Annotated in this window: 23 protein-coding genes; 12 read left to right on the top strand and 11 right to left on the bottom strand. The window is 72.2% G+C overall.

From position 1 onward, the window contains the following. The first annotated feature begins 79 nt into the window (after positions 1-79). On the top strand, positions 80-445 hold the full coding sequence (locus B6R96_RS17360) for a 5-carboxymethyl-2-hydroxymuconate Delta-isomerase (RefSeq protein ID WP_030383780.1): 366 nt from the start codon (positions 80-82) through the stop codon (positions 443-445). A gap of 57 nt (positions 446-502) precedes the next feature. Here the strand turns inward: B6R96_RS17360 and B6R96_RS17355 are convergent, their stop codons facing one another. Continuing rightward, positions 503-1,243, bottom strand: a complete 741-nt coding sequence (locus B6R96_RS17355) for a PP2C family protein-serine/threonine phosphatase (protein ID WP_081525136.1) — start codon at positions 1,241-1,243, stop codon at positions 503-505. A gap of 203 nt (positions 1,244-1,446) precedes the next feature. On the opposite strand from B6R96_RS17355, the gene B6R96_RS17350 reads away from it, so the two are divergent. Together B6R96_RS17350 and B6R96_RS17345 are read left to right on the top strand one after the other, a co-directional pair. Beyond that, the gene (locus B6R96_RS17350) at positions 1,447-1,692 is read left to right on the top strand and encodes a hypothetical protein (protein ID WP_234437600.1); all 246 of its coding nucleotides are present in this window, start codon (positions 1,447-1,449) and stop codon (positions 1,690-1,692) included. 53 nt (positions 1,693-1,745) lie between these two features. Further along, positions 1,746-3,116: an FAD-binding oxidoreductase gene (locus B6R96_RS17345; RefSeq protein WP_081522898.1), complete on the top strand. Its 1,371-nt coding sequence runs from the start codon at positions 1,746-1,748 to the stop codon at positions 3,114-3,116. Between the two features lie 72 nt (positions 3,117-3,188). On the opposite strand, the gene B6R96_RS17340 is transcribed toward B6R96_RS17345, so the two are convergent. Then, positions 3,189-4,577 (bottom strand): chloride channel protein, encoded by a 1,389-nt coding sequence (locus B6R96_RS17340; protein WP_081522897.1) that lies wholly within the window; start codon positions 4,575-4,577, stop codon positions 3,189-3,191. A 55-nt stretch (positions 4,578-4,632) separates the two neighbouring features. Beyond that, the gene (locus tag B6R96_RS17335; protein ID WP_081522896.1) at positions 4,633-5,181 is read right to left on the bottom strand and encodes a potassium channel family protein; all 549 of its coding nucleotides are present in this window, start codon (positions 5,179-5,181) and stop codon (positions 4,633-4,635) included. Between the two features lie 113 nt (positions 5,182-5,294). On the opposite strand from B6R96_RS17335, the gene B6R96_RS17330 reads away from it, so the two are divergent. Then, positions 5,295-5,684 (top strand): SHOCT domain-containing protein, encoded by a 390-nt coding sequence (locus B6R96_RS17330; protein WP_030383774.1) that lies wholly within the window; start codon positions 5,295-5,297, stop codon positions 5,682-5,684. On the opposite strand, the gene B6R96_RS17325 is transcribed toward B6R96_RS17330, so the two are convergent. Further along, positions 5,681-6,097 (bottom strand): hypothetical protein, encoded by a 417-nt coding sequence (locus B6R96_RS17325; RefSeq protein ID WP_081522895.1) that lies wholly within the window; start codon positions 6,095-6,097, stop codon positions 5,681-5,683. The genes B6R96_RS17330 and B6R96_RS17325 overlap by 4 nt on opposite strands. A gap of 73 nt (positions 6,098-6,170) precedes the next feature. Further along, positions 6,171-7,013 (bottom strand): NAD(P)H-binding protein, encoded by an 843-nt coding sequence (locus B6R96_RS17320; protein ID WP_081522894.1) that lies wholly within the window; start codon positions 7,011-7,013, stop codon positions 6,171-6,173. A gap of 99 nt (positions 7,014-7,112) precedes the next feature. Between B6R96_RS17320 and B6R96_RS17315 the strand changes: the two genes are divergently transcribed. Then, positions 7,113-7,583 (top strand): MarR family winged helix-turn-helix transcriptional regulator, encoded by a 471-nt coding sequence (locus B6R96_RS17315; RefSeq protein WP_078937621.1) that lies wholly within the window; start codon positions 7,113-7,115, stop codon positions 7,581-7,583. Positions 7,584-7,637: 54 nt separating this feature from the next. On the opposite strand, the gene B6R96_RS17310 is transcribed toward B6R96_RS17315, so the two are convergent. Continuing rightward, positions 7,638-9,485, bottom strand: coding sequence for a galactose oxidase early set domain-containing protein (locus B6R96_RS17310; protein WP_261341245.1), 1,848 nt, complete (start codon positions 9,483-9,485; stop codon positions 7,638-7,640). Between the two features lie 369 nt (positions 9,486-9,854). Between B6R96_RS17310 and B6R96_RS17305 the strand changes: the two genes are divergently transcribed. The 4 genes from B6R96_RS17305 to B6R96_RS17290 all read left to right on the top strand — a co-directional run bounded on the left by B6R96_RS17305 (position 9,855) and on the right by B6R96_RS17290 (position 11,927). Next, the gene (locus B6R96_RS17305; RefSeq protein WP_052870429.1) at positions 9,855-10,265 is read left to right on the top strand and encodes a VOC family protein; all 411 of its coding nucleotides are present in this window, start codon (positions 9,855-9,857) and stop codon (positions 10,263-10,265) included. Between the two features lie 28 nt (positions 10,266-10,293). Continuing rightward, positions 10,294-10,722, top strand: a complete 429-nt coding sequence (locus B6R96_RS17300) for a helix-turn-helix transcriptional regulator (RefSeq protein ID WP_081522892.1) — start codon at positions 10,294-10,296, stop codon at positions 10,720-10,722. Between the two features lie 5 nt (positions 10,723-10,727). After that, positions 10,728-11,357, top strand: coding sequence for a glyoxalase (locus tag B6R96_RS17295; protein ID WP_081525135.1), 630 nt, complete (start codon positions 10,728-10,730; stop codon positions 11,355-11,357). A 90-nt stretch (positions 11,358-11,447) separates the two neighbouring features. Next, positions 11,448-11,927 (top strand): iron chaperone, encoded by a 480-nt coding sequence (locus tag B6R96_RS17290; RefSeq protein ID WP_081522891.1) that lies wholly within the window; start codon positions 11,448-11,450, stop codon positions 11,925-11,927. A gap of 55 nt (positions 11,928-11,982) precedes the next feature. Here B6R96_RS17290 and B6R96_RS17285 read toward each other — a convergent pair whose 3' ends face one another. After that, positions 11,983-12,900: a CAP domain-containing protein gene (locus B6R96_RS17285; protein ID WP_081522890.1), complete on the bottom strand. Its 918-nt coding sequence runs from the start codon at positions 12,898-12,900 to the stop codon at positions 11,983-11,985. A gap of 86 nt (positions 12,901-12,986) precedes the next feature. Then, a complete protein-coding gene (locus B6R96_RS17280) occupies positions 12,987-13,892 on the bottom strand; it encodes an alpha/beta hydrolase family protein (protein WP_081522889.1) in 906 nt (301 codons plus the stop codon). Positions 13,893-14,007: 115 nt separating this feature from the next. Between B6R96_RS17280 and B6R96_RS17275 the strand changes: the two genes are divergently transcribed. After that, the gene (locus B6R96_RS17275) at positions 14,008-14,616 is read left to right on the top strand and encodes a TetR/AcrR family transcriptional regulator (protein WP_081522888.1); all 609 of its coding nucleotides are present in this window, start codon (positions 14,008-14,010) and stop codon (positions 14,614-14,616) included. 19 nt (positions 14,617-14,635) lie between these two features. On the opposite strand, the gene B6R96_RS17270 is transcribed toward B6R96_RS17275, so the two are convergent. Further along, the gene (locus B6R96_RS17270) at positions 14,636-14,851 is read right to left on the bottom strand and encodes a hypothetical protein (protein WP_081522887.1); all 216 of its coding nucleotides are present in this window, start codon (positions 14,849-14,851) and stop codon (positions 14,636-14,638) included. Positions 14,852-15,010: 159 nt separating this feature from the next. Between B6R96_RS17270 and B6R96_RS17265 the strand changes: the two genes are divergently transcribed. After that, on the top strand, positions 15,011-15,448 hold the full coding sequence (locus B6R96_RS17265; protein WP_159396337.1) for a hypothetical protein: 438 nt from the start codon (positions 15,011-15,013) through the stop codon (positions 15,446-15,448). Between the two features lie 98 nt (positions 15,449-15,546). Beyond that, positions 15,547-16,815: an ATP-binding protein gene (locus tag B6R96_RS17260; RefSeq protein ID WP_081522885.1), complete on the top strand. Its 1,269-nt coding sequence runs from the start codon at positions 15,547-15,549 to the stop codon at positions 16,813-16,815. Here B6R96_RS17260 and B6R96_RS17255 read toward each other — a convergent pair. Next, on the bottom strand, positions 16,812-17,087 hold the full coding sequence (locus B6R96_RS17255) for a hypothetical protein (protein WP_081522884.1): 276 nt from the start codon (positions 17,085-17,087) through the stop codon (positions 16,812-16,814). The two genes, B6R96_RS17260 and B6R96_RS17255, sit on opposite strands and share 4 nt — an antisense overlap. An 18-nt stretch (positions 17,088-17,105) precedes the next feature. After that, positions 17,106-17,372, bottom strand: coding sequence for a hypothetical protein (locus B6R96_RS17250; RefSeq protein WP_078971733.1), 267 nt, complete (start codon positions 17,370-17,372; stop codon positions 17,106-17,108). Positions 17,373-17,419 lie beyond the last annotated feature (47 nt).

Genomic DNA, 17,419 nt, shown 5'->3' with positions numbered 1-17,419 from the left:
GATACCGTCGCCCATGGCCCCGCCAACCGGCGCGGGGCCGGGGCCCGTTGCCCCGAATCCGCAGAGCAGGGAGTGTCCCGTGCCCCACGCAGTCGTCGACTACTCGGACTCGCTGACCGGTGCCTTCGACCGGCGGGCGTTCGCGCTCGAACTGCACGCGCTGGCGGTCGAGATCCTCGACACCGCGATCGGCAACTGCAAGACGCGCTTCCACCGCCTGGAGGAGTCCGTCGTGGGGGAGGGCACCGACGGCCGGTCGGTGGTCGTCCACGTCGAGCTGGCCATCGCCCGGGGCCGCACCGCGCAGACCAAGTCCCGGCTGACCCGCGCGGTGCTGGAACTGGTCGAGCGCCACACGGCGAAGGCCGCCGGCCTGGTGGTGCACGCCTCGGTGGACGTCCGCGACCTCGGCGACGCCTACACCAAGAGCGTGACCACGCCCTAGCCCGACCGCCCTGGACCGACCGCCCTCGGCGACCTCCCGGCCCGGCGCCCCGCCGCGCTACGCGCCGATGCGCAGCAGGGCCAGCGTGATGTTGTCCGGGCCGCCCGCGTCGATGGCCGCCTTCCACAGCTCGAAGGCGGCCCTGCCGTCGTCGTGCACCCGCAGCAGCGCCTCGATCTCCTCGTTCGGCACCGGGTCGGTGAGCCCGTCGCTGCACACCAGGTAGCGGTCGCCCTCGGTCACCGCGAGCGCCGCGATGTGCGGGGTGACCTCGTTGTACGCGCGGCTGCCGCCGAGCACCTGGGTGACCGCCGAGGTGGTGCGGTGGCCGGGCGCGGGCGGCGGGCTGTCGTCCACGCTGACCTGGCGCAGTCCGTCCGGCGTCGCGTGGAACACCTTGCTGTCGCCGACGTTGAACGCCAGCAGCGAGTCCGTCAGGACGAGGGCGCCCGCGACCGTGGTCCCCATGGTGGCCAGCTCCGGCCGCCCCTCGGTGGCCGAGTGCACGGCACGGTTGCACAGGTTCAGCGCGTCGGCGACGGCCTCCGGGCCGTCCAGCGTGGAGCCGAGCGAGGACAGCTGGCGCACCACGAGCTCGCTGGCCACCTCGCCGGCCGGCTGGCCGCCCAGCCCGTCCGCGACCGCGACGACGAGCGGTCTGCCGAGGGGGAAGACCAGGGTCTGGGGGCTCTGGGTCACGGTCCCGCACAGGGTCCACGGTCCGATGACGAGGCTGTCCTCGTTGTGCTCGCGCACCAGACCGACATGACTCAGGGCGGTCACAGCTATGTACGGCACCTCGACGTCCCGCCTCTCGGCAATGGAAACGGCCATGGCAAGACCATTGTCGCGCCGCTCCGGCATGCGGGGGGCGGCGCGGCGGAGGACGCTGGTCGTGGAGCCGCCTGTGACCCGACCGGCGGCCCTGCGAGGAAGGACTGCCGCAGATGTTCGCGAGGCTGAGCACCTACCAGGGTTCACCGGTCCCCGCGGAGGGAGACGTGAGCGCGAATTCGGAGGCGATCGTCAGGCAGGTCCAGGACGTTCCCGGCTTCCGGGGTGTCTTCTACCTCGTCGACCGGGCCACGGGCGTGGCCAAAACGCTGACCCTGTGGGACGACGAGCGGACCATGAGCGACAGCGAGGAGGAGGGCGCCCGGATCCGCGAGGAGACCGCCAGGCGCGAGGGCCAGCGGATCATCTCGGTCGAACGCTTCGAGGTGGGCTTCAGCCACCTGCAGCCCTGAGCCGTGGCGCGACGCAGCCCGAAACCGACGTGAATGCACGAGGAGCGATGGCCATGGGCAAGCTCTCGATCGACCAATTGCGAGAACGGGTGCGCGGGGTGGTCGTCACCCCCGACGACGCGTCCTACGACGAGGCGCGCAAGGTCAACAACGCCATGATCGACCGGAAGCCCGCCGCGGTCGTGCGCTGCGCCAACGCGGGGGACGTCATGGCCACGGTCGACTTCGCCCGTGAGAACGGACTCGACCTGGCGGTGCGCGGCGGAGGGCACAGCGTGCCCGGCTTCGGCACCTGCGACGACGGCGTGGTGGCCGACCTGTCCGCGATGCGCGGCGTTCGCGTCGACGCCGCGGCGCGCACCGCCCGCGCGGAGGGCGGAGCGACCTGGGGCGACTTCAACGCGGCCACGTACGCCTTCGGGCTGGCCACGACCGGCGGGATCATCTCCACCACCGGCATCGGCGGGCTCACCCTCGGTGGCGGTATCGGCTACCTGGCCCGCGGGCTGGGCCTGAGCTGCGACAACCTGATATCGGCCGATGTGGTGACCGCGGAGGGACGGCTCGTCGTGGCGAGCGAGGAGGAGAACGCCGACCTCTTCTGGGCCCTGCGCGGCGGGGGCGGCAACTTCGGCGCCGTGACCTCGTTCGAGTACCGGCTGAGCCCCGTCAAGGACGTCTACGGCGGACCGATGCTCTTCGAGCTGAAGGACGCCGCCACCGTGCTGCGCTCCTTCGCCGACCACATCGCCGGGGCCCCGGAGGAGCTGGGCGGCTTCCCGGCCTTCCAGATCGCCCCGCCGCTCCCGTTCATCCCGGCCGACCGGCACGGTGAGCCCTTCGCGCTGATCGTGGCGTGCTGGTCGGGCCCGCTGGACGAGGGGGAGCGCGCCCTGCGGCCCTTCCACGACTTCGCGCCGGTCGTCGCCGAGCACGTGGGTCCGATGCCGTACCCGGCGCTGAACGCGGCCTTCGACGCACTCGTACCGCCCGGCCTCCAGCACTACTGGAAGGCCAACTTCGTGTCCGAGCTGACCGACGACGTGATCGACGCGCACCTGAGGCACGCACCGGGGCTGCCCGCCGTGAACTCGACGGTCCACATCTACCCGATCAACGGCGCCTGCCACCGCGTCGCACCGGACGCGACGGCCTTCGCCTACCGGGACGCCTCCTTCGCCACCGTGATCGCCGGGATGTGGCCCGACCCCGCCACCAACGAGGCCGGTACGGCCTGGGTGCGGGACTACTACGACGCGACCTCCGCACACTCGGAGGAGGGCGGCTACATCAACTTCATGGCCGGCGACGACCAGGACCGGATCAGGGCCAACTACAAGGGCAACTACGACCGCCTGGTCGCGGTCAAGCAGGCCTACGACCCGGGCAACCTGTTCCACCTCAACCAGAACATCCGACCGTAGCGGTCCACCGCGCATGCGAAGACCCCGCCCGGCTCCCCGGGCGGGGTTCTTCGCATACGGGGAGCCGGGCCGCTACTTCGCCGCGGGCTCTGCGGGCTCCGCGGGTACGCGGGGTACGGCGGGCAGCTCGGGGATCGGGGGGCCGACCGGCAGCAGCTCGGTGACCACGAAGGCGACCACGGCCGAGATGATCACGACCGGGATCATCGCCGTGCCGCCGAGCATCAGGACCACCATCACCACGCTGCTCACCGGCAGCCGCAGCGCGCTGGCGGCGGTCGCCGCCATGCCGGCGCCCATCGCGGGCACGGTGCCGAGGCCGGGCAGCGGACCGAGCAGGACGCCCACCACGGCGCCGAGGCACAGTGCGGGGAAGATGGGACCGCCCCGCAGGCTGCCGAGGCAGATGGCGTAGCCGGCGCCCTTGAAGAGCAGGACGCCGATCAGCGCGCCCACGCCCCAGGCGTGCGGGTCGGAGGCGAGCGTGCCGATGGTCGACTGACCCGATCCGGCGATCTCGGCGGGCGAGCGGCCGGTGATGAGCGCGTAGAGGCCGGCGCAGGCCGCGGCGGCCAGGGCGCACTGCACGGTCCGCAGCACGGTCTGCTTCGCGAGGACGTACGAGGCGACGTACCGGGCCCCGGTCAGCACCTGGTGCAGGGCGACGGCGACGGCCGCGGCGATGACCACCGCCCAGAGCACGTCGGGGGCGTCCAGGTGCGGCACGGGCACGCCCAGGTCGAGCTTCAGGCTTCCGACCGGGAGCCCGGTCCAGCGTCCGAGGCCCGTGAAGACCAGGTCCCCGACCCCGGCGGACAGCAGGGACGGCAGCATGACCGCGAACAGCTGCGGCCCGCCCACGCCCGCCACCTCGATCAGCAGCACCGCGGCGATCAGCGGGTTCCCGAAGATCGTCGAGATGGCCGCGGCGGCGCCCGCGGCGCCCACGAGGGCGGTGCCCTGCGGGGTCACGGGTGCCTGGGCGAGGTTGCGGAACAGCAGGGCCAGCCCGCCGCCGAGCGCGATCAGCGGGGCCTCGGGACCCAGCACCGCGCCGAGCGGCAGGCTGGCCACCGCCGCGATCACGACGCCCGGGATGTAGGAGGCGGAGGCCCCGCCGGTGTGCAGGCCCGCTGCGGGGAGGTGGCCGCCGTTGCCGCGCATGTGCGTGACGACCAGGCCGACGACGATGCCGGCGACCAGCAGCAGGGGGAACGGCCACCACCAGGGCGGAACGTCCCAGCCCAAAGCCTTGGGGAGGTCCGCCCACATCACGTGTTCCATCTTGTGGAGCCCGGCGAGGAACCAGAACGACGCGAGGGACACCGGGATGCTGATGAGCGCGCAGAACAGCAGCAGTTTCAGGTATCCGGGGCTGCGGAGGGTCTGCCTGAGGACGTCGGCCTCCTGCGGCTGCGTTCCGCCGGGTGGCGGTTCGGATCGAGGACGCGACTGCGGCATGGCTCACTTCCTTTCCGCTTCCTCGATGGTCCACCCGGGGGGCGCACTTCGCCGCTCAGGGCTCGTCCTCCAGGCCGGGTGCCTGCGAACTCCGCCTGTGCATGCCGATTTTGATCGCCCCGACGAGTGCTTTGGCGATGACCCCGATGAGGATCAGGTCGGCGACCATCTGGGCGGTGACCAGCACCCGGCTGCCCTGGTCGGTGGGGACGATGTCCCCGAATCCCACGGTGGCGAAGGTGGTGATGGTGAAGTAGAGCGCGTCCGTGCGGGTCAGGGGTTCCGAGAACGACGTGGCGTCCTGCTCCGCGAGCAGGTAGTACGTCGAGGAGAACAGCAGCAGGAACAGCGGTACGCCGGTGGCCATCGCCTCCAGAGCGCGCATCCGCGGGAACTGCGCATGGGAGACGGCGGTGATCTGCCAGGCCGTCAGCAGGCCGAAGACCGCCAGCCCGACCACGAGCGTCAGGACGGTGCCGATGCCGAACCCGCCCTCCAGGGGCGCCACGTAGTACAGCGCGGTGAGGAGGGCCACCGAGGACACCGAGCGCAGGACGTGGCCCAGCAGGACGCGTCGGCGCCGGTCGGCTGCTGTGCGTTCCATGGCTTCAGGAGAACGGCCGAACGCCCATCGCGCGACCGGAGCCGGCCGCCGGCATGCGAGTGGCCGGGGTCACCTGTATGAATGGATTACCAGGTGCATGATCGGAGTCGAGCATGGACGACTACCCGCTTCTGAACCTCTTCTGGACGATGTTGTGGTTCTTCGTCTGGGTCATGTGGTTCTTCCTCCTCTTCAAGGTCATCACGGATGTCTTCCGTGATCACTCCCTTGGCGGCTGGGGGAAGGCCGGCTGGCTCATCGTTGTGCTGGTGCTGCCGTTCGTCGGCGTTCTCCTGTACCTGATCTTCCGCGGGCACAGCATGCACGAGCGGGACCGCAAGCAGGCCGAGGAACAGCAGGCGGCCTTCCGCTCCTACGTGCAGCAGGCGGCCGGGACCGGCGGCGGCAGCGCGGACGAGCTGCACAAGCTCTCCGCGCTCAAGGACAAGGGCGACATCACCCAGGAGGAGTTCGACCGGGCCAAGGCCAAGCTCCTGGCCTAGTCCCGTCCCGCGGGCGCCGTGAGGTTGTGGGTCATGCGCTCCAGGACGGTGACGGCGGTGACGTACTCCTCGCGCGTGATCCCCGCCGCCGACGCGGCGCGGAACGCGGCCATCCGCCGTGCGACCTCGGCGGTGCGCAGGCGGCCGTCGTCGGTCGGGGCGAGGCGGCCCGGGCCCGGGCGGGTCACCCAGCCGCCGGCGAGAACCGCCCGGACGGCCGCGGCCAGGGCCTCGCTGCCCGGATCGACCGCCAGGGCGGCCGGCAGGTCCGTATCGCTGATCTGCGGATCGTCCTCGACGGCGTTCAGGACCTGCCAGCCGAGTCGGGTGAGGCCGAATTCGGCCAGCGCGGAGTCCATGGATGCGGTCAGGGCCTGGTCCGTGCGGTTCAGCCAGTAGCCGATGGGCTTCATGTGTCCTGCTCCTGCGAAAGGTCGGAAGGGCGGCGGGTCGGCGGGTCGGCGGGGCGGGGCGGCGTCGGCCGGGTCAGTGGCCGATGAAGGCGGCCGCGTTCTCGCGGGCCCACTGCCGGTAGGTACGGGCGGGAACGCCGAGCAGGGTCTCGGTGGTCTCGCCGATCGCGGCGGGGCCGTGGGTCGCGCCCTCCCACAGGTCGAGCAGCGAGGCGACCATCGGGGCGGGCATGTGCCGGCCCATCTGCTGCTCGGCCTCCGCGCGGGTGATGTGCTCGACCGGGATCGCGCGGCCCAGCGTGTCCGCGAGGACGGCGAGCTGCTCGCGGAAGGTGAGCGACTCGGAGCCGGTCAGGGTGAGCGAGCGGCCGGTGAGGGAGTCGCCGGTCAGGGCCAGGGCGGCGACGTCGGCGATGTCCCCGGGATGGATCGGCGCGATGTGCGCGTCCGGGTAGGGGAGTTGGACCGGCAACGAGCGGCTGACGGGCCGGGCCCAGCCCAGCGCGTTGCTGGCGAAGGCGTCGGGGCGCAGGAACGTGGCGGTGAGCCCGGAGTCGGCGAGGGCGCGCTCGACCGTGAGGCTGTGGCTCGCGAGCGGGTCGCTCTCGGCGCCGGGGGCGAGGACCGAGGACGAGGACAGCAGGACGACGTGCTCCACGCCGGCCGCCTCGGCGGCCTCGACCAGGTCGTGGATGCCGGCGGGCCGGGGGTACAGGAAGACCTGGCGGACACCGCGGAGTGCGGCGGCAAAGGTCTCGGGCCGGTCGAGTACGAGCTCGACGGTCTCGACCCCTGCCGGGGCGGTCGGTTCGGCGGGACGGGCGCTGGCGGCGCGGAGGGGGAGACCGGCGGCGTGCAGCCGGTCGACGACGGCCCGGGCGACCTGGCCGCGGGCGCCGGTGATCAGGACGGTCACGGAAACTCCATTCGTTCGTGATGACATATGCATGCTCACATGCACACGTTTTCATGTCAACACATGTTTGCGAAGCTTCACGTATGTACGATGAGGGGCATGACGAAGCGCGAGCCGGCCACCGACGAGGAACTGCTGGACGCCGTGGGCCCGGCCTTCGGGAAGCTGCGGCGCTCCATGCTCCTGGAGGTCGAGAACCCGATCTCCCAGAAGGACCTCAGCCGCACCCTGGTCCTCAACATCGTCCTGGAGGCCGAGCAGGGCGACGGTCGTGAGATCACCGTCGGCGCCGTGGCCGAACACCTGGGCGTCGACCCGTCGGTGGCCAGCCGCATGGTCTCCGACTCCATCTCCGCCGGCTACCTCGTCCGCGCCGCCTCCCAGCAGGACGGCCGCCGTACGATCCTGCACCTCAGCCCCGAGGGCCGGGACATGATGGACCGCTTCCGGCGCCACCAGCGCGCGGCCTTCGAGTACGTGACGTCCGACTGGACCGAGCGCGAACGCCTCGACTTCGCCCGGCTCATGCTGAAGTACGTCGCCGCCCAGAACGCCCTGCCCCGGCGCTGACGCAGCCCCGGGTCGATGACCCGGGGCTGCGGCGCACGGCGTGCGGTCGGCGGGTTACCTGAGGGAGACCCACTTGGCCGCGCTCGGCACCCCGTACTCGTCCAGCAGGAAGAGCATGTAGTAGCCGGGAGGGGCGTCATTGGCGGAAGGCGGGGCCTGCAGGCGCAGGCTGTTGCCCTGGCGCCTCACGATGTTCAGCTCCAGGTGGCGCTGGCTGGTGTTGAGCGAGTGCGTCGCCGTGGTCGGGGCGAGCAGGACGGCCTTCTTGACCCGGTCGGGGGTGGAGGTCCCCACGGTGAAGGCGCTGTCGTAGCGTAGCGGCCCCTCGGGGGCGCGGTCGAGAACCGGCCGGCTGCCCCGGTGCAGGTAGGACGGCTCGAAGATCTCGATGCTGCCGTTCATGTCGTCGTCGATCTTCGGGTCGTTGGCGAGCTGCTGCAGCTCGTCACCGGTGACCATGATCCGGCCGTCGGGGAGTACGAGCGCGTTGGAGTGGTAGCCGCGCGGCAGCCGCTGCGCCGGTCCCAGTTTCCACTCGCCGAGGGCGTTGCGGGTCTCGATCTGGCGGTACTTCAGATCGGACTTGGGGTTGTAGTCGCCGTTGCCGTAGTCCCGGATGCCGTGGGCGCCGTTGACGGTCAGCAGGCTCGCGTCCGGCAGCAGCAGCGTGTCGTCCTGCGTACGGCCGAAGGCACGGGGCTGCTGCTTCTCCCAGGCGCCGCCGCTGGTCAGGCGGTAGGTGTTGGGGTCCTCCCGGTCGCCGCCGAGGACCAGCACGGAGTCCGGGCCGCGCAGTCCGGCGGGCAGCGGCACGGCGGAACCGTAGCCGCGGTGGATGCCGTCGGGGCGCGCGGGCAGGTCCGTACGGGTCTCCGCGACCGGGTCGAAGGCCCACTGCCTGGTGGCGTGGCGGCCCAGGCCGTACACCTTGCCGTCGCGCAGGGTGAACAGGTGCGGGTAGTCGCTGTCGGCGCCGAACGGCGCGTCCACGCGCAGGGTGTCGGTCGGGACGTCCCGGGGGATCAGGGACTTCTCGAACGGGACGGGGTGGCTCTTGGCGGGGAAGCGCTCGATGACCGAGGTGGAGGTGCCCCAGCCCTGGTCGGTGTGGCCGGACATGATCAGCAGGCGGCCGTCGGGGGCGGTGGCCACGGAGGGGTACCAGCGGCCGACCTCCATGTCCTTGTTCACGGACCAGCCCTCGGTCCACGGGTCGAAGACCAGGGACAGCTTGGCGCCGGCGCCGCCGCCGTAGCCGAGGTTGCCGCCGAAGACGCCGAGCATGCCGTTGGGCAGGAAGGCGTGTCCGGCGCAGAAGAAGGGCGCCGGACGGCTCTCGCCCGTGCCGTCGGGCACGACCAGTTCGGGCGGGGTGACCTTCTTGAAGGCGTCCGGTCCCGTGCCCCGCCGCGGGTCCCACAGGAAGGCGCGGCCGGCGTTGGCCCTGCCCAGGGTGTTGGTCGGCGCGGGCTCCTCGGTCGGGTCGCTCTCCATCCGCTCGAAGGAGAACAGCAGCACCTTGCCGGTCGGGAGCATCGCGATGTGGGCGGCGAAGTCCGGGGACGGGAAGTACTCGGCGAACTGCCCGTACGTCTTGGGGTGGAAGCGCGAGTTCACCTCCCCCTGGGACCGGGTCAGGGAGTTCAGGCTGTCGATCCGGGCGAGCTGGGAGTACCCGCCCAGCTTGAGGAGCTGCTCACGGACCTTCGTATGCTCCTGCGCGTGTTCGGCGCCGAGGGCGGCTCTCTCCTCGGGGCGTGACGAACCGTCGTGTGCGGCCGCCGGGACGGAGGCGGCCAGGGTGGCGGTGGCCAGGGCGGCGGCCGCGAGGACGGAGAAGGTGGCTCGGCGGGCGGCTCGGTCTGTGGTCCGGCGGGCGGACCGGCGCTTGATGCGTGACATGTGACTCCTCACCAGGGCTGCTGATGCAGCGGTGGCCCCGCACGGGGGCATGGGACGCCTACGACGCCCACGAGCACAGACCTATGCCGTCGCGTCGGGTGCCGCACGCCGGGAAGATCGTCACCGCCTCGGGCCGCCCGGGTGACGGCACGGCCCTGAGCTGCGCCGACGCCGGCCCGAAGGTCGCAGGATGATCCCCCGCCCGGCCGCAGCCCGTAGTGATCAAGAGCCGTGCCGCCCCCCTTGGTAAACCGTGACGCGGCGGGCTCGGGGGCGGGGGACGGGCCTCGGTCGCAGCTCCGTGGGACGGTGCCGGATCGGTCAGGATTCGAGAAGCGCCCTCCGTGCAGGCGCAGTTACCGTTCGGCCATGGACATCAGCATTCACATGAGCACCCTCCCGCACGACGACCCGGACGCTTCCGTGGCCTTCTACCGCGACGTCCTCGGCTTCGAGGTCCGCAGCGACGTCGGCCAGGGCAAAATGCGCTGGATCACCGTCGGCCCCGCCGGCCGGCCCGGCCCCGGCATCCTCCTCGCACCGCCGGCCGCCGACCCCGGTATCACCGACGCCGAGCGCCGCACCATCGCCGAAATGATGGCCAAGGGCACCTACGGCTGGATCCTGCTGGCCACCGAGAACCTCGACAGCACCTTCGAGAAGATCCAGGCCGCCGACGCCGAGGTCGTTCAGGAGCCGACCGAGCAGCCGTACGGCGTCCGCGACTGCGCCTTCCGCGACCCCGCGGGCAACCTCATCCGCATCCAGGAACTCCGCTGAGCGGCACACCGACGAAGGGAGCCCGGCCATGTGCCATCCCGCATGGAGACAGGCACTGATCGAGGCGGCGCACCTGTCGGAGCTCGCGCGGCTGCGCCGCGTCCGGGACCGGCTCGACCACGAGTACGCGCGTCCGCTGGACGTCGAGGAGCTCGCCCGCGCCGCGAGCATGGCGGCCGGGCACCTCGGCCGCCGGTTCCGACTCGCCTACGGCGCATCCCCGTACGCCTACCTGACGGCGCGTCGCATCGAACGGGCGACGGCCCTGCTGCGGACGGGCGACCTCGGGCCCGCCGAGGTCGGCCGGGCCGTCGGCTGCGCGACGCCCGGCATCTTCGGCGCCCGTTTCACCGAGCTGGTCGGCATGGCACCGGGCGCCTACGCGCGCACCGTGCGGCCGCCGGCGCAAGCGGTCAGGATTCGAGAAGCATCCGCCCCGCAGCCCCACCTAGCGTGATGTCCATGACCTCCACCGAAACCCTCATCCTCGAGGTGGCCGACACCCAGGCCGCCCACGCCTTCTACTCCGCCTTCGTTCCGGGCACGCAGCTGAGCCTGCGGGCCTCGCAGGCACCGACGACCGGCTTCCGCGGGTGCGCGCTCTCCCTCACCGTCCCCCGCCCGGCCGACGTCGACGCCCTCGTCGCCGCGGCCCTCGCCGCCGGGGCCACCACCCTCAAGCCCGCCTCGAAGTCGTTCTGGGGCTACGGCGGCGTCGTGCAGGCCCCGGACGGGACGATCTGGAAGGTCGCGACCTCCGCCAAGCGGGACTCCGGCCCCGCGACCGGCCGCATCGACGACCTCGTACTCCTGCTGGGCACCGCCGACGTGACCGCGAGCAAGCGGTTCTACGTCGAGCACGGCCTCGCCGTGGCCAGGAGCTTCGGCAGCAAGTACGTCGAGTTCGCCACCCCGGCGAGCCCCTTCAAGGTGGCGCTGTACGGGCGCCGCGCCCTGGCCAAGGACCTCGGCGTCCCGGTCGACGGAACGGGCTCCCACCGGATCGTGATCGGCGGCACCGGCGGCCCCTTCACCGACCCCGACGGGTTCGCGTGGGAGGCCGCGGTACCGGCCCCCGCCCCCGCCGCCTGACCCCGCCGCCCGACCCCACCGCCCAGCCCCACCGCCCGAATCCCCGCCCGGCACCACCACCCGATCAAGCGTTGCGAGAGAGGACCTGCCATGAAGGGCACGCAGACGACGACGAGGAACACCGGCGCGGCCGAGGAGCAGGCCGACGGCTTCACGGACGAGGAACGGGACGCGATCAAGGAGCGCGCCCGGGAGATCAGGGCGGCCGGCCGCCGCCGCGGTGCGCGCGCCGCCAAGCCGGATCCGGAGGCCGAGGTCCTGGCGAAGATCGCCGAGATGGAGGACGCGGACCGGGCCCTCGCCGAACGGCTCCACGCCATCGTCAAGGCCGGTGCACCGGAGCTCTCCCCGAAGCTCTGGTACGGGATGCCCGCCTACGCCAGGGCCGGCAAGGTCGTCTGCTTCTTCCAGAGCGCGCAGAAGTTCAAGACCCGCTACGCCACGCTCGGCTTCAGCGACCCGGCCAACCTCGACGAGGGCACGATGTGGCCCACTTCCTACGCCCTGACGACGCTGACCCCGGCCGACGAGGCCCTGATCGCCGAGCTCATCAGGAAAGCGGTGCGCTGAGCCCTCCCGGCCCCGGCACCCGAAGTCGGGCGGAGCGGTCGTCGAGGGCGGGGCGTCACTTGCCGTCGGAGAAGTTGTGCACGCCCCACCAGCCCGAGGAGTCGTGGTAGAGACCCACGCCCACCTCCGTGAAGTCCGGGTTGACCTGGGCCTTGTAGTGGCCGGGGCTGTGGCGCCACATCGACTGGAACTTCTCGGCGGCCTCCTGGGCGGTCATCGAGGCATCGCTGTACCAGACGATGTTCTCGCCCGTCCACGTCCGCGAGCCGGTCTTCAGGTAGGCGCGGTCGTCCGACGACGAGTGCGAGAACCCGCTCTTCTTCATGTGCTCGGCCCACTTGCGGGCGAAGTCGCTGAGGTCCTGCTTGAGCGCGAGCGGACGCCGTCCGGCGGCGGCGCGTTCGGCGTTCAGCAGGTGCAGGGACAGCGCCTGGGCCTCGCTGACGTCCTGTGTCGTGGTGCGGGCGCCGGGCACCTTGGGGTCCGGGCCGGTCGGGCCGCTGCCGGCCGGGCGGGTGCTCGGCGCGGTGGGCCCGGTGGAGCGTTCGGCCGGGGCTCCGGCGGCCCTCCGGCCGTCGTCCTTCGCCGGCGACGCGGACGCGGCGGCGCCCGGGCCGGGGGTCGCTCCGGCTGCGGAGGTGCTCGTACCGGCCGTGGGGGAGGCGGTGGTGGCGGCCGGTATGAGGTCCGTGTCCGTGCCCGCCGGACTCGGCCGGCCGCCGAGCACCGAGGGGGTGCCTGCCGCCGCCGTGCGGTGCGGGGCCGTGCGGTCGGAGCCGAGGGCGTAGGCCGCGGCTCCGACGCCGGCCAGCAGGACAACGGCGGCCGCCGCCAGCACCGGAGCCCTGCGCCCGCTCCCGCGGTGCCCCGTGGCCCGGCGCGCTCCGCGGCCCGCGGCTCCGTGCGCGCCCCGGCCCCGGCCCCGGACCCGACGCGGCCGGTCGGTCGAGAACTCGTCGTCGTGATCCCGCATCGCATCTCCTCGAAGGTGACGGCCCACCTGGCCTGACACAGAAGGAGACCCGCGGGGCGCGCGGCGATAACACCTTTTCCGCAGGACTACTTGCTCTCCAGCCTCCCGAGCGGGTTCGCGTCGGCCTCCAGCGCCGTGACGGCGGCCTTCCAGCCGCTGTCCTCGCCGAGCAGGGCGCTGCGCAGGTAGGCGGTGCTGAGCTGCTGGATCAGGGCCACGCGTGCGGGGCTCTCGTCCGTCGTCTCCGCGACCTCGTACCCGGGGACGCCCCCCAGCGAGTGTTCCGCGCCGAACAGCGTGAGCAGGCTCTTGTTCCCGGGGCTGTGGGTGTAGGGGTCGGCGAACCAGTCCGGTCCGCGGGTGGACAGGTGGGACTGGTCGTGGTCCCCGGCGACGATCAGGGCGGGGGCCGTCATGGTGTCGAAGGACGGCCTCAGGAAGGGCAGGTTCTCGACGGCGAAGGGGGTGAGGTCGTCGCCCAGCCCGGCCAGTGCGAGCAGTACGCCCGCGCCCACCCGGGGGTCGGACATGTCCTCGCCGGGCGCGCCGTCGGGGCCGAGGACGCGCGCACCCAGCAGCGCGCTCGCCGTCTGCGCGCCCCAGGAGTGGCCGGCGACGGCGATCCGGCCGCGCCCGACGCGCCCGCCGAGGCCCGGTACGGCGGCCTCCAGTACGTCGAGTCCGTCCAGCACCCGGGTCAGGTCCTCGATCCGGATGCGCCAGATCCGCGGCGTACGGGGATCCTCGTGCGGGATGGCGAGCGTCCGGGAGTCGAGGTGGGTGGGCCGGACGACGACGAAGCCCCGGGCGGCCCAGTGGTCGGCGAGCGGGGCGTAGCCGTTCATCGACCAGCCGAAGCCGTGCGAGAACACGATGACGGGCAGGTCGCTGCCGGTCGCGGGGGCGGACACGTGCACCTGGAGGTCCTCGCCGCGGTTCGGGGCGGGCAGGACGACGGGCTGGGCGGAAATCACGGTGGTGAACGCGGACATGGGGGTGCCTTCCACTCGGTTGCTTCTGCCATCATGGGTAAAACGGAACGTCGTTCCGCCGACAATACGGAACACCGTTCCGTTTTACAACCTCATCCATGGAAGGGGCGTCGCAGTGCACGACAGCGAGCGGAGCGCGGGCAGCGCGGCCGACGCGGGCAGCGCGGCCGGATCCCGGCGCAAGGACGTCCGGCGCAATGAGCAGACCCTGCTGGACGCGGCCGCGGCGGTTTTCGTCGCATCGGGCGTCGAGGCACCGGTACGCGACATCGCGGCCAGGGCGGGCGTCGGGGTGGGCACGGTCTACCGGCACTTCCCCACCCGCGCGGACCTGGTCATCGCGGTCTACCGGCACCAGGTCGACGCCTGCGCCGAAGCCGGCCCGGCCCTCCTGGCGTCGAGCCCGACCCCCCACGACGCCCTCGCGCGCTGGGCGGACCTATTCGTCGACTTCCTGGTCACCAAGCACGGTCTGGCGGCCGCCATGCAGGCCGACAACACGGGCTTCGAGACCCTGCACGCCTACTTCCTGGACCGCCTCCTGCCGGTGTGCACCGACCTCCTGGACGCGGCCGCCGCGGAGGGCCGGATCCGCCCGGACCTCACGGCGTACCAACTCATGCGCGGCATCGGCAACTTGTGCATCGGCTCCGAGAACGACCCCGACTACGACGCCCGCCGCCTGACCGCCCTCCTCATCGCGGGCCTGCGCCGACCCGAGTGACGGAATCGGGCCGACCGCGTCAGGCCGTATTGCCCTCCGGCCGGATGCGGGCAGCCGCGGCAGACACCGCACTGACCGTCCCGACCGCGCCGACCAGGGCGAGCACGTCCGCGCACAGGCTCAGGGCCTGGGATCCCGCGGAGCCGGTCGTCGCCAGAACCAGCACGATGACGACGATCACCCACCGGCGCGGATCCCGGTGGTGGTCGAGGACGGTACGTCGGTAGCAGTTCATTGCTCTCCTCGGACGCGAGTGGACTGCGGGCGGTCCTTGAGCCGACAAGGGCCGCTCTTCGCTCAACCAGCATGGTTGAGGGCGCAGTTGCCGGTTGTCAGCACCGAGCTGACAGGCATGCGCCACGATGCTGGTATGACGTCGTCCCAGCACGATCGCTTGAGGAACCTGCTTCTGGCGCTGTCGGATGCCGCGCTTGACCTGGCCAACGACGGAGTGGCCCTCGCGCATCCGCGCGAGGGGGCTGCTCTGGGGCTGGTGATCGCACCGAGCCTCCAGGGCAAGGCCGCTCATGTGGAGGCCCTTGCCTGTGCCGTCCTGCGCCACGCGGGCGTGTCGTGGGACGCGATGGCCGGCAGGTACGACGTCACACGGCAGTCCTTGCACCGAAGGCTGTCCGCCGCCGCTGACCAGGTCGCCGAGAACGCCCAGAAGTTCACGCCGGGGCACGAGCTGTCCGTCCACCAGGAGCTCGGTCTCCTCGCAGGGGCGTGTGAACGCCTGCAGCAGAGCTTCACACCGGAGTTGGAGGCGGCCCCCGAGGTGTGGGAGGTGCGGAGGAAGACCCCGGGCTGGTGGTGGCCGAAAGGCCCGTAGGACGTGCCGCGGCGCGGCTTTCCGCCGATGTCCCTGCCGCGCGCGTTCCGCCTACCTCGGCCGATGATGGGAGTACGGCCGAACACGCGGAGCTGATCATGACGGGTTGGCGTGTCAGGGACTACGCCCAGGACGATCTCGAAGCGGTGATCCGCGTCGACGCGGAGAGCGGCAGGACCGAAGAGCCACCCCTCTTCCCGCTCTCGGACGCCGTCGCGGCCCTCCAGGCCCTCCATCCGGCGGTGGTGGCCACGGCGGACGAGGTGGTCGTCGGCGCCGCGGTGAGCAGGGTGGAGGGTGACCGGGCGTGGATCCTGCGCATCGGCATGGCACCTGTCTGGAGGCAGCAGGGGCTGGGCAGCGACCTGATCACGGCGCTGGAGCACCGGCTGTTCGCCGGCGGCGTCCGCACCGTGTACACGCTCCTGCCCGACGGCGGGACCGGCGCCGCAGCCCTGCACAACTGCGGCTTCGACGCCCGTGCGGGCCTGGTCCTCTTCGAGAAGCGCGGGCGGGTGACCCCGCAGGCGGTCGGCATGCTCGCCTCGCTCGGAGCGGAGCTGCCGCCCGGGGGGCTGTGGCAGAAGGTCGCGGGCATGCAGCGGGAGAAGCAGCTCATCGAACGACGCCTGGTCCTGCCCCTGGCCCACCCCGGACTGGCCGCACAGCACGGGGTGGAGCCGCCGCGGGCGGTGATGCTGTTCGGCCCGCCCGGGACGGGCAAGAGCACCTTCGCGCACGCCACGGCCAGCCGCCTGGGATGGCCCTTCCTCGAACTGTTCCCCGCCCGGCTGGCCGCCGAGTACGGGCTGGCGAGCGGGCTGAACCGGCGCTTCGACGAGATCGCCCGGCTCGACCACGTCCTGGTCTTCATCGACGAGGTCGAGGAGATCGCGGGCACCCGGAGCGGCGCGGACGCGACCGCGGTCGGCGTCGTCAACGAACTGCTCAAGGCGATCGTCCGGTTCCGGAGCCAGGAAGGGCGGCTGCTCGTCTGCGCCACGAACGACGTGACCACGCTGGACCCCGCGTTCCTGCGGCACGGCCGGTTCGACTACGTGCTGCCGATCGGCCCGCCCGACGACCGTGCGAGGACCGCGCTCTGGGAGAGCTACCTGGCCCGAGCGGGCGCGGAGGCCGACAGCGCGGTGCTGGCGACCGCCAGCGAGGGGTTCACCCCGGCCGACATCGCCCATGTGGCGCGCACCGTCTCCCAGGTCCAGTTCGAGCGCACCTTCGACACCGGAACCCGCGCCCGCCCCACCACCGAGGACTACCTGGCGACCATCGGCGGCACCAGGCCCACGGTCAGCGCGGCCATGGCCCAGGAGTTCGCCCGGCAGACCGAGACCTTCGCCCGCATCTAGGAGGTCTCCTTCTCCTCCGCCGCCTCCATGCGCCGGATTCCCTCGTGGGTGAGGGTGACCATCGCGGGAGTGTTGCCGGGTTCCCAGTCGACGGTGATCAGTCCTTCGCCCGCCAGGTAGGTGCAGGCGGCGGCCAGGTCCTGTTCCGGTACGTGGAGGTCGCGCCGCAGCTGTGCTCCGGTGATGCCGAGGAGCCGGTTGCCCTCCACGGCCTCGTACAGGACCCGGAGCACCTGATCGCGGTAGGTCTTGCGTTCGCGGAGTGTGGCCATGACCGCGTCCTTTCGGGCTCAGATCTCGTCGGAGTGTGCGCCGGTGCCGACGGGGGTCCCGCCGGCGGCCGGCCACGAGCGGGCGGGGCCGGCGGGTGTCGCCGTGTCCACGGTGAGGTGGAGGCGGGTGTTGCCGTCGAGGGCGGGGTAGCTGCGCTGCTCCGCGCCGGCGAAACTGCGGCGAAGAGCCTCCGCGACCGCTCGGGCGGCCTCCGGAGTGTGCGCGATGATCCGGACCTCGGCGTGCCCGAGCGACGGCAGTGACTGGGTCTCGATGTACTTCACGTGGGCGTGGTTCCCTTCGGAGCGGGTGAGGGGCGGGCGGGCTCAGC

This window comes from Streptomyces sp. Sge12, assembly GCF_002080455.1.
In the GTDB taxonomy this organism is placed as follows: Bacteria; Actinomycetota; Actinomycetes; order Streptomycetales; family Streptomycetaceae; genus Streptomyces.
The sequence above is the reverse complement of the archived record's forward strand: the minus strand, read 5'-3'. Positions and strand labels throughout refer to the sequence as shown.

Bases quoted from the DNA above. Each gene is read 5' to 3' on its own strand.
- B6R96_RS17345 (WP_081522898.1), top strand. From the start codon at position 1,746: ATGGGCAAGCTCTCGATCGACCAATTGCGAGAACGGGTGCGCGGGGTG.
- B6R96_RS17340 (WP_081522897.1), bottom strand. From the start codon at position 4,577: ATGCCGCAGTCGCGTCCTCGATCCGAACCGCCACCCGGCGGAACGCAG.
- B6R96_RS17335 (WP_081522896.1), bottom strand. From the start codon at position 5,181: ATGGAACGCACAGCAGCCGACCGGCGCCGACGCGTCCTGCTGGGCCAC.
- B6R96_RS17330 (WP_030383774.1), top strand. From the start codon at position 5,295: ATGGACGACTACCCGCTTCTGAACCTCTTCTGGACGATGTTGTGGTTC.
- B6R96_RS17325 (WP_081522895.1), bottom strand. From the start codon at position 6,097: ATGAAGCCCATCGGCTACTGGCTGAACCGCACGGACCAGGCCCTGACC.
- B6R96_RS17315 (WP_078937621.1), top strand. From the start codon at position 7,113: ATGACGAAGCGCGAGCCGGCCACCGACGAGGAACTGCTGGACGCCGTG.
- B6R96_RS17310 (WP_261341245.1), bottom strand. From the start codon at position 9,485: ATGTCACGCATCAAGCGCCGGTCCGCCCGCCGGACCACAGACCGAGCC.
- B6R96_RS17305 (WP_052870429.1), top strand. From the start codon at position 9,855: ATGGACATCAGCATTCACATGAGCACCCTCCCGCACGACGACCCGGAC.
- B6R96_RS17300 (WP_081522892.1), top strand. From the start codon at position 10,294: ATGTGCCATCCCGCATGGAGACAGGCACTGATCGAGGCGGCGCACCTG.
- B6R96_RS17295 (WP_081525135.1), top strand. From the start codon at position 10,728: ATGACCTCCACCGAAACCCTCATCCTCGAGGTGGCCGACACCCAGGCC.
- B6R96_RS17290 (WP_081522891.1), top strand. From the start codon at position 11,448: ATGAAGGGCACGCAGACGACGACGAGGAACACCGGCGCGGCCGAGGAG.
- B6R96_RS17285 (WP_081522890.1), bottom strand. From the start codon at position 12,900: ATGCGGGATCACGACGACGAGTTCTCGACCGACCGGCCGCGTCGGGTC.
- B6R96_RS17280 (WP_081522889.1), bottom strand. From the start codon at position 13,892: ATGTCCGCGTTCACCACCGTGATTTCCGCCCAGCCCGTCGTCCTGCCC.
- B6R96_RS17270 (WP_081522887.1), bottom strand. From the start codon at position 14,851: ATGAACTGCTACCGACGTACCGTCCTCGACCACCACCGGGATCCGCGC.
- B6R96_RS17260 (WP_081522885.1), top strand. From the start codon at position 15,547: ATGACGGGTTGGCGTGTCAGGGACTACGCCCAGGACGATCTCGAAGCG.
- B6R96_RS17255 (WP_081522884.1), bottom strand. From the start codon at position 17,087: ATGGCCACACTCCGCGAACGCAAGACCTACCGCGATCAGGTGCTCCGG.